This window comes from uncultured Eudoraea sp. (assembly GCF_947258525.1).
Lineage (GTDB): Bacteria > Bacteroidota > Bacteroidia > Flavobacteriales > Flavobacteriaceae > Eudoraea.
Map to the genome: position 1 here is coordinate 1 of NZ_CAMYIP010000093.1, position 13,477 is coordinate 13,477.

At 38.8% G+C, this 13,477-nt stretch carries 15 protein-coding genes; 3 read left to right on the forward strand and 12 right to left on the reverse strand.

Features of this window, described 5'->3' with window-relative positions; all coding sequences use genetic code 11:
* From Q0X89_RS07075 to Q0X89_RS07105, 7 genes are all read right to left on the reverse strand, one after another.
* A partial coding sequence (locus tag Q0X89_RS07075; protein WP_297692553.1) for a hypothetical protein occupies positions 1-246 on the reverse strand: 246 nt, incomplete at its 3' end.
* Between the two features lie 254 nt (positions 247-500).
* Positions 501-1,004: a hypothetical protein gene (locus Q0X89_RS07080; RefSeq protein WP_297692555.1), complete on the reverse strand. Its 504-nt coding sequence runs from the start codon at positions 1,002-1,004 to the stop codon at positions 501-503.
* 224 nt (positions 1,005-1,228) lie between these two features.
* The gene (locus Q0X89_RS07085) at positions 1,229-2,008 is read right to left on the reverse strand and encodes an SDR family NAD(P)-dependent oxidoreductase (protein WP_297692557.1); all 780 of its coding nucleotides are present in this window, start codon (positions 2,006-2,008) and stop codon (positions 1,229-1,231) included.
* Positions 2,009-2,138: 130 nt separating this feature from the next.
* A complete protein-coding gene (locus Q0X89_RS07090) occupies positions 2,139-3,008 on the reverse strand; it encodes a DUF808 domain-containing protein (protein WP_297692559.1) in 870 nt (289 codons plus the stop codon).
* A 407-nt stretch (positions 3,009-3,415) separates the two neighbouring features.
* Positions 3,416-3,922: a mechanosensitive ion channel domain-containing protein gene (locus tag Q0X89_RS07095; protein ID WP_297692561.1), complete on the reverse strand. Its 507-nt coding sequence runs from the start codon at positions 3,920-3,922 to the stop codon at positions 3,416-3,418.
* Between the two features lie 97 nt (positions 3,923-4,019).
* Positions 4,020-5,027, reverse strand: coding sequence for a DUF21 domain-containing protein (locus Q0X89_RS07100; RefSeq protein ID WP_297692563.1), 1,008 nt, complete (start codon positions 5,025-5,027; stop codon positions 4,020-4,022).
* A 268-nt stretch (positions 5,028-5,295) separates the two neighbouring features.
* Entirely contained in the window at positions 5,296-6,009 is a 714-nt protein-coding gene (locus Q0X89_RS07105) for a hypothetical protein (protein ID WP_297692566.1), read from the reverse strand.
* 407 nt (positions 6,010-6,416) lie between these two features.
* On the opposite strand from Q0X89_RS07105, the gene Q0X89_RS07110 reads away from it, so the two are divergent.
* Genes Q0X89_RS07110 through mgtE form a run of 3 tightly spaced genes read left to right on the forward strand, consistent with a single transcriptional unit; the run spans position 6,417 to position 9,338 of the window.
* Complete coding sequence (locus Q0X89_RS07110; RefSeq protein ID WP_297692568.1) at positions 6,417-7,196, forward strand: mechanosensitive ion channel domain-containing protein; 780 nt, start codon at positions 6,417-6,419, stop codon at positions 7,194-7,196.
* A gap of 3 nt (positions 7,197-7,199) precedes the next feature.
* A complete protein-coding gene (locus Q0X89_RS07115) occupies positions 7,200-8,003 on the forward strand; it encodes a CBS domain-containing protein (RefSeq protein WP_297692570.1) in 804 nt (267 codons plus the stop codon).
* A 15-nt stretch (positions 8,004-8,018) separates the two neighbouring features.
* The gene (gene mgtE / locus Q0X89_RS07120) at positions 8,019-9,338 is read left to right on the forward strand and encodes a magnesium transporter (RefSeq protein WP_297692572.1); all 1,320 of its coding nucleotides are present in this window, start codon (positions 8,019-8,021) and stop codon (positions 9,336-9,338) included.
* 159 nt (positions 9,339-9,497) lie between these two features.
* Here mgtE and Q0X89_RS07125 read toward each other — a convergent pair whose 3' ends face one another.
* The 5 genes from Q0X89_RS07125 to Q0X89_RS07145 all read right to left on the reverse strand — a co-directional run bounded on the left by Q0X89_RS07125 (position 9,498) and on the right by Q0X89_RS07145 (position 13,364).
* Positions 9,498-9,953 (reverse strand): RimK/LysX family protein, encoded by a 456-nt coding sequence (locus tag Q0X89_RS07125; RefSeq protein ID WP_297692574.1) that lies wholly within the window; start codon positions 9,951-9,953, stop codon positions 9,498-9,500.
* Positions 9,954-10,007: 54 nt separating this feature from the next.
* The gene (locus Q0X89_RS07130; protein ID WP_297692576.1) at positions 10,008-10,979 is read right to left on the reverse strand and encodes a succinylglutamate desuccinylase/aspartoacylase family protein; all 972 of its coding nucleotides are present in this window, start codon (positions 10,977-10,979) and stop codon (positions 10,008-10,010) included.
* Complete coding sequence (rimK, locus tag Q0X89_RS07135; protein WP_297692579.1) at positions 10,966-11,844, reverse strand: 30S ribosomal protein S6--L-glutamate ligase; 879 nt, start codon at positions 11,842-11,844, stop codon at positions 10,966-10,968. Before rimK ends, Q0X89_RS07130 begins: the two co-directional genes overlap by 14 nt.
* 55 nt (positions 11,845-11,899) lie before the next feature.
* A complete protein-coding gene (locus tag Q0X89_RS07140; RefSeq protein ID WP_297692581.1) occupies positions 11,900-12,307 on the reverse strand; it encodes a PepSY-like domain-containing protein in 408 nt (135 codons plus the stop codon).
* Positions 12,308-12,611: 304 nt separating this feature from the next.
* Entirely contained in the window at positions 12,612-13,364 is a 753-nt protein-coding gene (locus tag Q0X89_RS07145; protein WP_297692583.1) for a Crp/Fnr family transcriptional regulator, read from the reverse strand.
* Positions 13,365-13,477 lie beyond the last annotated feature (113 nt).

Consider the following 13,477-nt stretch of genomic DNA (forward strand, 5'->3'; position numbering starts at 1 on the left):
GGTATGATTGTTATGGTATAGAAAAGATTGCAGGCCAAGCGCCTTTTTACCAAGAACAAGAAATACCTCTTGCAGAAAGAAAATTATATTGAATGCCAGGGCAAAAAATACCGCAGAATTAATCATAGTAGGGTAGTGGATTGCAACTTCAGGAGCGGTAAGGCCTTTGTATTTAAACCAATTGACTATCCCCCATACTATTGGGCCTATTACCAGGGATGCAAAAACTATTTGAACTAAGATCATATTTCCCAGGTTTGAATTCTTAACTGTTGAAAGCTATGATTATTAGCAGCTATTATGAGAGCTACAACAGCTATTGTGAATGTTTTGGTTGTTCCTTTTCGACGATTACCTAAGCTTTATGTTACATAAGGTGGTTGTTCGGGAATGATTCCGCGCAGGTCTTCAGATCAAAATAGCCATAAGGCATGAATAGGCTGGGTTTTTTTGATTAGCAAAATCAGAGCAATGAACTATCCACCTTGTTGTGTGCAGTATTAAATTTTAACTATTTTAATATCATCAATCCAAAAAGTGCCTGGTTGCAAAATATTTAGTTCCATTCTTAAATGTTGATCCTTTGGTACGCTTATTTCATATTCCTGGTACTTCCAATCTTCTATTTGTTGATCACTTTCAATTAAATTTTTCATATCCCCTTCCATAGGAGCAACACCTCCTGCATTGATACGATATTTTGATCGGTCATTTCTAATCCAGAAACTTAATTTATAGGTGCCTTCTCCTTCAAATTTACCGCTATCAGAAAATTCATTGGTAAATCCGGGAGATTGCCAACCGCCCGTAGAAGAACAATTTATGACATCAAACCTAAGCGATTGCTTTCCTTCTTTAAAAATAGTTTTGTCCAAACCAATTTTAAAATCGGCATTCGGGACTGTATTAGGGCTATAGATTAACCAGTTTACCGGTAAGTCGTTTTTAGATATTTCAAAGCCACCATTTAATCCTGCTGATTTATCGGTTTCTTTTTCACTCATTTGTTGGCATGCTGATAAAATCAAACATAAACTCAGTAGTAAAGAATAAATGCCTTTTGTTTTACTCCAATTTTCATTCATGGCCAATAATCTTAGTTAGTATTTTATTTTAATTACAAATCAAATTTACATTCTAAGTTTTCAAAATAGGTTAACCTGAGTTAAGAAATGTTGTATACCCTATCACTTATAATTTAATAAATCGCAAGAATATTCAAAACCAACTACCTGGTGGTCCAGCCCCCGTCAATGAGCATTATTTCCCCGGTTATAAGTGAGGCGGCATCCGAGGCTAAAAACACCACAGCGCCGGCGACCTCCATAGGTTTGCCAATACGGCCCAGGGGAATTCTATCCAGTACACTTTGTCTGAAGTCCTTATCCTTTAACCAGGGTTCGGTACCCGGCGTTTCAATAAAGGTAGGTGCCACTGCATTGACGTTTATATTATACCTAGCCCACTCCGAAGCAAGGTTTTTGGTAAGGTGGTTGACCCCTGCTTTGGTCATACAGTAAATAGACTCATCGTCCAGCGCAATAAAACCGGCCTGTGAACTCATGTTGATAATGCTCCCAGATCCCTGTTTGATCATTTGTTTGCCTACTGCCTGTGCAGTAAAAAAGGTTCCTTTTAAATTTAAATTGATGGTCTGGTCAAAATCCTCCTCGGTTACCTTTTCAGCAGGATTGGCCGGGGCAATACCCACATTATTCACAAGGATATCTATCTTGCCAAACGCTGTAACCACCTGGCTAACCGCATCATTAATTTGCTGAAGAGAGGAAACATCCATTTGCAAACGGATCACCTTTCTGCCCATGGCCTTAATTTCCTGCTCCAGGTCAGCTGCAGTGCTTACATCCCTCAGGCCTAAAGCTATGTCTGCCCCTTCATGTGCCAGGGCAAGCGCGCATGCTCTTCCAAGACCCCGGGCCGCCCCCGTAATAATAGCTACCTTGTCGTTAAGCTTAAAATTTGGGTATTCCTGTTCAGATTTTGTCATATTTAAATACTTATCCTTTAAAATTAATCCTTTTTGGCAAAGTTTAGTAAGATCCGGACAAATACTTATCCTTTAAAATTAATCCTTTTTGGCAAAGTTTAGTAAGATCCGGACGATACCTAAACCTTCGTTAGTGTCTACCAAAAAGCTTCTTCCCTGCTTTAACAAAGAAAAGCACCAAAAATCCGGCCAGTAACCCTGCTACAAATTCAACAAGTAAATCCGGAACGGAAGGAAAGAGGTTGTGCAGGAATGGCAGATAATGTACAAAAATCCCTCCCGAGACCAGCAATAAGGCTATGGTTCCTATAACCGAGAGTGATTTAATTACCCATGGCAGGGCATTCACAAAAAACCGCCCTATAATATCCGTTATACTATTGTCTTCCCCATTAATGGCAATCAAACGGGCGCCGAACTCATCCATACGAACTATAAGCGCCACAAGCCCATACACGCCTATGGTGGCCAGGAGTGCTACAAACGATACCACAAGGATCTGAGTAATCAGGGGTTTGTTCATAACAGTGCCCAGGGCTATGATGACAATTTCAATGGACAGAATAAAATCGGTTAGGATGGCCGACTTAATCTTTCTTTTTTCCATTTCGAGGATGTCGCTTTTTTGCGGGATCTCCAGATCTGATGGAATATGCGGGCTGGGATGGGGGACAAAGAATTCGTATATTTTTTCAGCTCCTTCATAGGCGAGATAAAGGCCCCCAAGAACAAGGATTACCTTCACCGCCCATGGCGCAAAGGCGCTCAAAAGAAAAGCAATGGGCAGAATAATAAGTTTGTTAAGCAGCGACCCTTTTGTAATGGCCCAAAGCACGGGGAGTTCTCGTTGGGAAACAAAACCGGAAGCTTTTTCTGCATTCACAGCCAGATCATCTCCCAGAATGCCCGAGGTCTTTTTGGTCGCAACCTTACCCATGGTGGCCACATCGTCTAATAGCGTCGCTACGTCATCCAAAATAGCAAAAAATCCTGAGGCCATGCTTCTTCTTTTAGGGTTCAAATATAAGGCTTCCAGGCACCAAATGACAAGCACCAAATAACAATGAATCTTATATTGTTATTGAAGTTCGAGGTTTGAGTCCCGATAGCTCCTTCTCCATAGTATTACGAAGGAGAAGCTATCGGGATGAAATTTGGAATTTGGAATTTTAATCCTTTACTTCCCCCTATTGAAAGCGCTTCAATAGGATAAAAAACAGGATAGGTGAATTTCTTTTCCTTACAATTACTATCAGTTATAGTAATCCTATGAAGACTACTTTCAGGAATTATTAAAGAATCAGGAAATACCTGATTGACTAATCTCCTTTCCAATCATTTTAATAAGAGAAGTTTATTTTATTAGGGTATTTGGTGTGTCTCAACCTCAATACCTTTTTCTTCAACTTACATTTTATCCGTTCTCTTTTTTATAGTTTTTTGAATAAAAATATTATTGGGCAGGGTAATCTCCTCCCCGGTTTCACTCATTTTAAGCCTTACAAAAAACAATCCAATATCCATCACCTCGCCTTGAATTTCATAATCTTTAGTTTCCATAATAGCTATATCGTCACCTATTTTCACCGAGTGATTAAAAAATATGATAATGCTGGATGTAATATTTGATAAAATTGACCATTGTGCAAACATGGCTACGCCAACAACGGTGAGTACAGAACCAACGAAAACCGCCAACTCCGAATGTTTTACTCCCCAAATCACCAATAGTATGATAAGACAGATCGCAAGGATTATAAAATTGGTAGTTTTCCTTATAATTTTGGTTCTTGATTTTTGGACCAGTTTATCAGTGATTCTTCTATGAATCAGCTTGTTTACTACCAGCCGAATAAGCACATAGAGTGCTATGACCACAATTGATTCTATGATTTTTGTATAGTATGCTTCCACTGTTTATATTATTATAACTCCATGAATTTGAACTTGTTTATTTAAATTTTAAAGAAGGATTATTTTATTAAATCTAAGCTATTATGAACTTCTTCATCTAGATTCCTTTCAACAGACGACCAAACAGGTCGGCTCCTGTTATAATTCGCTTGGTTTCTTTCGTCCAAAAGAGCACAACATCCAAATCTATAGGTCTATCTGAGCTTTGCTCCAGATTGGATTTCAACATCTTGATTATACTACCAAGATTGATATTTTCATCAGAAACAACGAGTGGTACATGACAGAAGTCTTTTATGGATTCCTGGCCCTTTGTAATTACCGTAGCCCTGAGAAATCCATCAGCATCCAATACTAATTTTGGCTCTTTTAATTCATTCGTAAAGATTATCCATTTTTCACCAGATTGATTGACTCTATTAATAAATTCATAATCTTGGGCACCACTCTGGTCCGGTAAGATTAATTCCCCGTTCCGTTCATTCAAATTGACAATACTAAAAGGATTGATCGTTTCCCCCTCTTCTATGATTTGATTGTCATCCAAGGATAAAAAATTAATTGCACCCGTACCTTCTATTTCATCGATCTCACTTCTTGTGTCTTCAATATGCTTCCTAATAAAAAGTTTAATGTTTTCTTCGGTGAAGTAGCTGATGGACTCCTTCCCCAACCAGGCATCTAGAATTAAAGCACAAGGTTTGGCGATAGGATACAATAGAATTTGATAAAACTTAAGTACTGGTGCCAGGCCAGATGCCATTTGCAAGGCATTTCTTGAAAAATAGGCCTGCGGAATAATTTCGCCAAAAAATGTAATGGCCCCTGTAGAAAACGCGAAGGATGCTATTCCTGCGAGTACGGAATCGGTAAGTAAGGTGAGGAGTACATTTACGCCAACATTTCCCCATAAGATGGTGGTGAGAAGAAAATTGGAATCCTTACGCATATTAAGGACTTTTATTGCCCGGGTGGACCTGGCATCTTCGGCGGCAATTTCGAGGCGAAGTCGGGTAAGACTAAAGAACGCCAGATTCAGACCGGAGAATATGGCCGATTGAGTCACGCAAAAAAGAATACCCAACCAAATTAATGTATCTCCCATTTAAAAATTTTAGCTATTAATCAGTATTTATTTTCTACTTTCCTAATTAAAAATCAGCACGTAATTGTCTCAAATGTTTTTAATCTTTTGAGACATTAAAATCGTTAATGACACTTTAAGGGCCAGACATTGACAGTTTTTTAAACCGATTTGTAAGAGGTTAAAGCCCAATAAAAACTCCTTTTTGTAAAACCATCATATAGGTTGAACCTATCGTAATCGTGAAGTGAAGTCACCAGATATCTTAAGATTTAAATATTTATCCACCTTAAATGCCAGTTCCTTCAGATGTCGTACCGATTACATCCGAAAAGGTTTCTCCTTCAAAATCCTTAATATATTTGAAATCATGAAACCAATATTCTGATGAAATGATGTCGACAAGAACTTCCTTATCGTTCACATATTCTATTTTGAACTGCCATATGATATGTTCGGCATCTTTGAATTCTTCACCCTCTACTTGCTCTTCAAACAACCTGTAGATTAATGTATTTTTTGGCATACCCGTCACCAGTAACCGAATTATAGTCGCCTCAGGAGAAGTTTTGAAAATTGAAAAAGCGTTGTTATCCTTTGCAGTTAGCCTAACCTGAAATTTTATGGCCTGCGGATGTGGAAATTTTCCGTTATAAGCCTGGTAAAGTAATTGGTTTACATTAAAAAAGTTTTCATGAAGGGATAGGTCGGCATACTCCTCCCAAATTTTCTCCTCCAACATTTCGTTAGAGATATTGTCGATTTGTCCCTTGGTCAATCGATTCTCAAAAACATATTCGAGTACTATTTTGGCCGCATCTTCAGGTTCATTGTCTGTTAAGGACATTAGACACATTTCCTTTAACTCCTCAGGAGGTAATTCACAGGGATCGCCATAATCCATGATTTCAAGCAAGTCAATATAATTTTGCGCCATCCACGAATTCGGCAATTCATGGATGGTCTTGAAATTGATGCGCTCTACTTTAAAAAGTGCTTTCATAGGTAAGGCCATACTTTTAGTTGTACCATAACATTTGGCAGACTTCAAACACCTACTAATTGTAATGAATATTTTACTTAGTAAGTGCCTTGTAAAAGTATACGTCTATCAAAAAGCAAACAGCTACCTAAGTAGCTGTTTTGGTAATGTGAAAACCATATGTTTGTATTGATCGATAATGCAAGTTTACCTAATAATTGGCGTATCATTTGAGAAAGAGCATAATAGATTTTCCCAAATTATGAAACTGGTGGATGGTTAAAGATAAAAGGCAAATAGAAAGACATGAACATCTTGCTAAATGAAATGGTTGTAAACTTGGTCCATCACGTATTTAAAACTCAAAGGCTTTTACTTTTAGCAGGCATGGCTTTTTTTCAAAACTTTGAACCAATATGTTAGAGGATATGAACACCATTCTGGGGAATCTCAAAAATCAATTTTTGGAACTAATTCCGAACATCCTTATTTCACTGCTCATATTGGGTATGGGCTATTTGGTTGCCAGACTTATTAAATATCTGGTGATACGGCTCATTAATTATATTGGTCGTACTTTAAGCCGCAGATTTAAGACCATTAATTTAGAGCAAGCAGGTTCATTTATCGGAATGGCTTTCTTTTGGTTGATTCTGTTCTCTACTGTTCTCCTCATCACGGATATTTTAGGGTTAACTGTTCTGACCAACTGGTTTGAAAGGATTATCCAATATGTACCTAATCTAATCGCTGCATTATTTATAATTTTTGCGGCTATCATTATTGGGAACCTTGTTTCGGACCTTATAATTTCGGTCAGTGAACGGTTGGGATTAGAGTATAGTGCAACGTTGGGCAGAATCGCTAGATTCCTGCTTCTTTACGTAGCTATAATTATCGCCATGGATCAAATCGGCCTGGAAATATCCTTCCTTACTGATATTACTGAAATCTTCCTGGCTTTCTTACTATTCGGGGCCGCCTTGGCCTTTGGTTTAGGGGCAAAAACTTCTACAAGCAATATTTTGGGTTCCTTTTATGTCCGAAAGAGCTACAAAGAAGGGGACGAAATACAAATCGGGGAAATCAAGGGCAAGATTATTAAGATCGATGCCACAAGGGTTATTTTGGAGGCTGAAAACGTACAGGTAACTATTCCTGCAAAAGAGTTCAATGAAACCAAGTCATTTTTAATCACAAAAGATTGAAATATGAATCCGGACGAAGTCATATTAAATAACTTTATTGACAAACACCCTTTCCCGGCTGCCCGGGCATTAGAACGGTTAAAGGAGGAGGACGTTGCCGCTTTTCTGGAGCAGCAGCCTATTGAAAAAAGCCTAAAACTGCTTGAGCTTATGAATACCGGAAAAGCGGCCAACTGTTTTGCATTGCTGTCACCACAACTCACTCGAACACTTTTAGAAAACGGCAATATTTCTTTTGCCGAATCTTTATGCAGACAGTTGGAAACACAATTTCTGGAAAGCTTATTATCATATATATCTCCCAAGAAAGCTACTGCTATTCGTCAAAAACTAGAACAAAAACCTGATACAGTAGGTGTGTTGATGGTTCCTGCAATAGTCGTAAATAAAGAAATGTCCGTTCATGATGCCATAGAAATCGTTAAGAGGAATAAGGAAAATTTAGAGTCCTATCTATACATTGTGGATGTAGACGGTTCTTTTGAAGGAGGTGTAAAACTTAAAGAACTTTTACTGGCGGATAGAGATATGGTTCTCGAAGAGATAATGATTACCCAGATACCGAGTTTTCTCCCAGAAACACCAATAAAGAAAGTTATAAACCATCCTGCATGGTACGAATACCGTTATATTCCGGTCATAAATCGGGCAAATATACTTTTAGGAACCCTTCCCTATAGGATGGCCAAGGAGATCACGTACAAAGCTGATAAACAAGGAACAAAGGAAATATTGGAAACAGGAAGTGCCCTCGGAGAACTATACCTTCTTGGTCTGACAGGTTTGCTCCAAAGTTTTGGCAAATGATAATTAAGAATTTTTATGAAAACAACATCAGAAGCTGAAAAAACTGCAACAACATTACGAAATGAGTTTTTCACGAAATATCCGAAAGACGCGGCTTACGCACTTGAGTCCATTCCGCATGACGCTATATTGGATTATTTAAAGCAAGTCAATCCTGAGAATGCCAGGGCGATTTTCTTTCGCCTTAATCCTGATACTGTCGCGGGACTTCTTGCTAAAATGGATGATTCCTTGTTCATTGGTTTGTTTAGTCAGGTAGATACACATTTGGCCGCCAGACTCCTTTCCCGATTAAACGAGGAAGAAGTGGATAAAAGACTCTCCCTTCTACCCAGTCTAACTTCGAGCGAAATCAGGGATTTTTTGAGCTTCAGGCCAGGAACTGCAGGATATCTCATGGAAACCAATGTTGCTGCTTTCTATAACGATAATTTAGTCGAAGATGTTTTAAACAAAATTCGTCAGCTAAAGGACCGTAGAATTGCCGTTGTGTATGTCCTTGATGAGGAGGGAAAACTATTGGGGAAAATCCCGATCCAGCATATTGCCGTTTCTCAACCTTCGGAAGTATTAAATCAACTTATTGAGCCGGCTCCTTCAATAAACGCCATGGCCTCACAGGAAGAAGTATTGCAGGTCATTGAGAGTGAGGACATATTGCAGATTCCCGTTACCGATATTAACAACAAACTTCTTGGGGTCATAAGAAATGATGCCCTTATGGATGTAACGAAGCAAGAGATGACGGAGAATTTGCAAGCGATGTTCGGCGCCGGCAGGGAAGAACAAGCGTTATCGAAGGTCTCCCTGGCCGTTAGAAAAAGGCTTCCCTGGCTACAAGTAAACCTCGCTACCGCCTTTTTGGCCTCCATGGTAGTGGGCTTTTTCGAGGATACCATTGCTAAAATCACAATCTTGGCGATTTTTTTACCTGTAGTAGCTGGGCAATCAGGGAATACAGGTTCTCAGGCGCTGGCAGTAACCATGCGAGGTTTGGCGTTAAAAGAAATTAGAATCTCCCAATGGTTCAAAGTGGCCAGGAAGGAAATCATGGTAGGCTTTTTGAATGGGATCGCGGTTGCCTTGACTACAGGTATAATCGTTTATTTTTGGGCATCTTCTTTGGGCATCGCTATTGTAATAGGAATATCGATGATCATTTCCATGATTATAGCAGGTTTTGCCGGTGCGGTAATTCCTATGGCCCTTAAAGCCATGGGGCAAGACCCCGCAACCTCTTCCTCCATAATTCTGACCACTGTTACCGATATTTGCGGTTTCCTTAGCTTTTTAGGATTGGCAACCGCACTTTCATCTGCCTTAGGAATTACCTAGTTTTCTATTGATTGGAACTAAGGAAATTTCAACTAAATATAGTTCCCTTCAAATCGAATTCTATTTCCCTCCTACATATCCTTAAAGACGAATGTTCACCTTTAGGCCGAGATTTAAATCTTGTTGTACTGTTTTTATTTGATCTGATTTATTCACCACTTAAGATTTGTATAAAGCCGTGACCTCTTTTCTGAGATATTTTTTCTGTAGATGCTTTACAGCAGGATTAATGATAAACCTATTTGTCATGGCCTCACGCCCCAGCAGCATTCGAAACTCCATCGTGTTACGATTCGCCAAAGAGAGTTCAACATCAAAAGTATCCTTTCCAATAGTAATCGGGGTTTTTATAATCAGCCTATCCTCAGATATCCCGAAAGAACCTTTAATTGATCGCCTACCCAACACTTTTGCACTGCACTGCACCTGAACCTTAGTGTTCTTTTGCAGGGGACATACGGTAAAGCTGACCCAATCCTCACCGTTCTTCTTAATTAATTTGATTTCCTTTGCTTGAATCGATGATGTCCTTGCTCCGGAATCGACTCTGGCGCGAATAGCAGGGATGTTCAACTGTTCGAACGCACACCATTCTTCACTTCCGATTAATTTCAAGTTGTTTATTTCCAAATCTTTTAGTAATTATATTAGAATGCCCAAATCTCTTAATCAAGGTTCAATTGACATGTGGATAATCGCATCACCTTTATTTACGATCGGCGCATGATTTATGCAGAAAACGTATCCCCTTACAGGAGCCTTTACAGTTCTTTCGAAATAGCCGAACGGATCAGAAATACTCCCAATTTTATCTCCTTTGTTATATAATTTACCCAATACGGCTTTGCTGCGAAACATACCGGAATACGTAGCCCTGATCCATATTGATTTCTCAACAATTATGGGAGTGGTGCCTTTTATTTTAAAATTGGTTTCTAGTTCTTCCGTAAAATCCCTAATGCCCAAAAAATGCATAACGTTCAGGGCACCCTTGACCCCAATTCGTGTAATTCTTTTATCGATATCCAACGATTTTCCCCCTTCATATAAGAGTACTTTTTTTCCTAATCTAATAGCAGAATCCCTATACGATTTCTCCCTACGCTTCGATTTCATAATAAAGGGGGCGCCAAAGACCCTGGCCAACTCTAAGCTTTCTGCGTCTCCTTCATTAATTCGAATCTGGGCGGCATTGAATCGATTCGCACCTCCCGTGTGAAAATCCAGACAATAGTCTGCAAGGGGCACAATATCATTCATTAAATGATAGGCGAATATACTTGCGAGAGAACCTCTTTTAGATCCCGGGAATACACGGTTTAAATCTCTTCCATCGGGAAACTGACGAGTTTGACTCAGAAAACCAAAAATGTTGACCACAGGGATACAAATAACCATGCCATTTTGAGGCTTGTTATATTTTTTGGCCACTATTTGTCTTACAATCTCAACACCATTTATTTCATCACCATGAATACCTCCCGTGATTAGAATTGTCGGACCAGGTTCCTTTGCTCTTTCAATAATAATGGGGACCTCAATTTTAGTGCGGGTATGAAGTTTTGCTATATCCAGGTTTATCTGTATTCCTTTGCCCTTAGAAATGGCTTTCCCTAAAATTTCGATACTAGTGTTCGGCATTCCTTTCTACATACTTTATAATTTGCATTGCAATATCTTTCCCTGTGGCAGCTTCAATACCTTCCAATCCCGGCGAAGAGTTGACTTCTAAAATCAACGGACCTCTTTCTGACTGCAGCATATCTACGCCTGCAATACCTAATCCCATGGCTTTTGCTGCTTTTAAGGCTGCATTTTCTTCATCATCTGATAATTCTATAATATCTGCCGAGCCACCTCTATGTAAGTTGGATCTAAACTCACCCTCTTTCCCCTGTCGCTTCATTGCGCCGACAACTACACCGTCTACAATAAAAGCGCGCAAATCAGCGCCCCCGGCTTCTTTAATAAATTCTTGAACAATTACACGTGCCTGTAGCCCGTTGAACGCCTCTAAAATAGATTCTGCAGAATTTTTATTGTCTGCCAGCACCACTCCAAGACCTTGCGTACCTTCCAATAATTTTATGACCAATGGTGCACCTCCAACTTTTTCAACAATATTGCTTACATTTCTAGAGTAATTACTGAATACTGTTTTGGGAAGACCAAGACCCGCCCTGGATAAAATTTGCAGACTTCTCAGTTTATCCCTTGATCGTACCAAAGCCTGTGACTCCGTAGCGGTGAAAATTTTCATCATCTCAAACTGACGGACAACGGCAGTTCCGTAAAAAGTAACTGAAGCGCCAATTCGCGGTATAACCCCATCAACATCTAGTACTTCAGCTCCTTTATAAATAACAGATGGTTTCCTTTTTTCGATTACGAGATCACATTTTGTGTGATTGATAACGACCATTTCATGGCCCTTTTTACTGCCTGCCTCAATAATTCTTTTGGTTGAATAAAGATTTGGGTTTGCTGATAAGATTGCTATTTTCATTTTTAAGGTTTATTTATTGAGACGAAATACTTTCTGCACCTCATTTTTGGTTTGATCAAACAATTAATTTTCCAACGATTTTTCCTGAAAGGTCATAGAGGAGTTTAAGTGAATAAAGACCGTTATTCAGATTCAATTCATACAAACTACTATCAGGGGTTTGAACATGGTATATTTGTCGAAGTTCATCCCTATTATTTTTTTCATCGAATGTAAGCTGTATTCTTTTCGGAATTTTATCCAATGGAATAGTCCTTACTGTCTCTAACCATTTGCCCTCATTATTGAATAAAGCCGTACATTTTTTCTTTTTCAAGTTAAAATTTACCTGCCATTTAAAAACATCAACTTGTTGCCATGAAATCCGTGTTGCCGCTGGGAATTTTAGATTAAAGGAGCCAAGAACCAAAGGGTTCACCTTTGTTCTTTTGTATCTGAATATACTTTTTACAAATAATTTCATATGCCAACTGTATTTTCTTTATCGGTTAATGATAGACTTGGTTCAATTATAGCTATTCTGGCACCTCTTTTGACATTTCTTCAAAACTTGGGCCTGGGCTTACACTTGTATTCAAGCTCAAAAATGAAATGGATGTGTTAGATTTATGTATGCTAAAGGAATGGAGCAGCATGAACTTAACCAAGCCTTTAAATTTATGTCTTTATGCTTGTTGAAACAGCTACTTAGGTAGCACTTGTATTCACTCTGGATTTTAAAAATGTTAAGTATTGATTATTGCAATGGGCAATAAATGGAAAGTGACTTAGGGAATATATTTTTCCTCAGCGATTGACAGAAGTAATTGTAAATTTTTTACATTAATCTGTTTACGCCCGACAGAAATTGCGCCGCAGCGTTTTAGTTCTTGAATATGCCTGCTAACCACCGCCCTGGTAGTGCCAATGAGTCCTGCGATTTCTTCATTTGGTAAGTTGTTGATCAATTCAAGTTTTCTCGTTTCGCCGTTAATGTTTTTAAGGAGCAAATTAGATAATCTCACCAGCGTGCTGTGCAGGGTGACGTCCGTTGCAACATCCATGAGTTGCCGCATACGATGGCCCAAATAATATAAAATCGCTTTATGTACTGTGGGGTATTCATTGATCCAGTTGCGCATATGGTCCATAGAAACCTTTAAAACCTCAGAAGTATCAAAAGCCTCCCAATATACGTCATGCGGTTTGGTGTCCAGAAGAGAAAGTACGTCAAAAACATCACCCTGTGATAGCAGAAAAACCGTGTGTTCCCTTCCTGAATCCGGATTGGACTTAAACACTTTAAGTCGACCGGAAACAATAAAATGAAAAGTAGAAGAAACCTCAATACTACTTTTAAAACTCCTCACATTCCATTTTTCAGCAGTCATTAAATCTAGTAACTTTTCAATTGAAGCGATGCTTGAATCCTCAAAAAAAGGGGAACTTTGTAAAGCCTTTCGGTATCTGGTGAAGTTCGGATTTTCCTTATTCATTTTATTCAGAACAATTTTGTTGAAGTTACTAAAAAGTAAGGGCATGATAACGATTCGATTAGAAATTAAAAGAGCCTTTATTGCAGCAATTTTTGGAATAATTTTATATTGCCTTTATTAGTCTACCCAAAAGGTCAGTCCTGGTTATGATTCTTTTT

Excerpts from the sequence above, each read along its gene's own strand:
- Q0X89_RS07080 (WP_297692555.1), bottom strand. The coding sequence starts at position 1,004 with ATGAGTGAAAAAGAAACCGATAAATCAGCAGGATTAAATGGTGGCTTT.
- mgtE (WP_297692572.1), top strand. The coding sequence starts at position 8,019 with ATGAAAACAACATCAGAAGCTGAAAAAACTGCAACAACATTACGAAAT.
- Q0X89_RS07100 (WP_297692563.1), bottom strand. The coding sequence starts at position 5,027 with ATGGGAGATACATTAATTTGGTTGGGTATTCTTTTTTGCGTGACTCAA.
- Q0X89_RS07090 (WP_297692559.1), bottom strand. The coding sequence starts at position 3,008 with ATGGCCTCAGGATTTTTTGCTATTTTGGATGACGTAGCGACGCTATTA.
- Q0X89_RS07140 (WP_297692581.1), bottom strand. The coding sequence starts at position 12,307 with ATGAAATTATTTGTAAAAAGTATATTCAGATACAAAAGAACAAAGGTG.
- Q0X89_RS07145 (WP_297692583.1), bottom strand. The coding sequence starts at position 13,364 with ATGCCCTTACTTTTTAGTAACTTCAACAAAATTGTTCTGAATAAAATG.
- Q0X89_RS07110 (WP_297692568.1), top strand. The coding sequence starts at position 6,417 with ATGAACACCATTCTGGGGAATCTCAAAAATCAATTTTTGGAACTAATT.
- Q0X89_RS07115 (WP_297692570.1), top strand. The coding sequence starts at position 7,200 with ATGAATCCGGACGAAGTCATATTAAATAACTTTATTGACAAACACCCT.
- Q0X89_RS07130 (WP_297692576.1), bottom strand. The coding sequence starts at position 10,979 with ATGCCGAACACTAGTATCGAAATTTTAGGGAAAGCCATTTCTAAGGGC.
- Q0X89_RS07105 (WP_297692566.1), bottom strand. The coding sequence starts at position 6,009 with ATGAAAGCACTTTTTAAAGTAGAGCGCATCAATTTCAAGACCATCCAT.
- rimK (WP_297692579.1), bottom strand. The coding sequence starts at position 11,844 with ATGAAAATAGCAATCTTATCAGCAAACCCAAATCTTTATTCAACCAAA.
- Q0X89_RS07085 (WP_297692557.1), bottom strand. The coding sequence starts at position 2,008 with ATGACAAAATCTGAACAGGAATACCCAAATTTTAAGCTTAACGACAAG.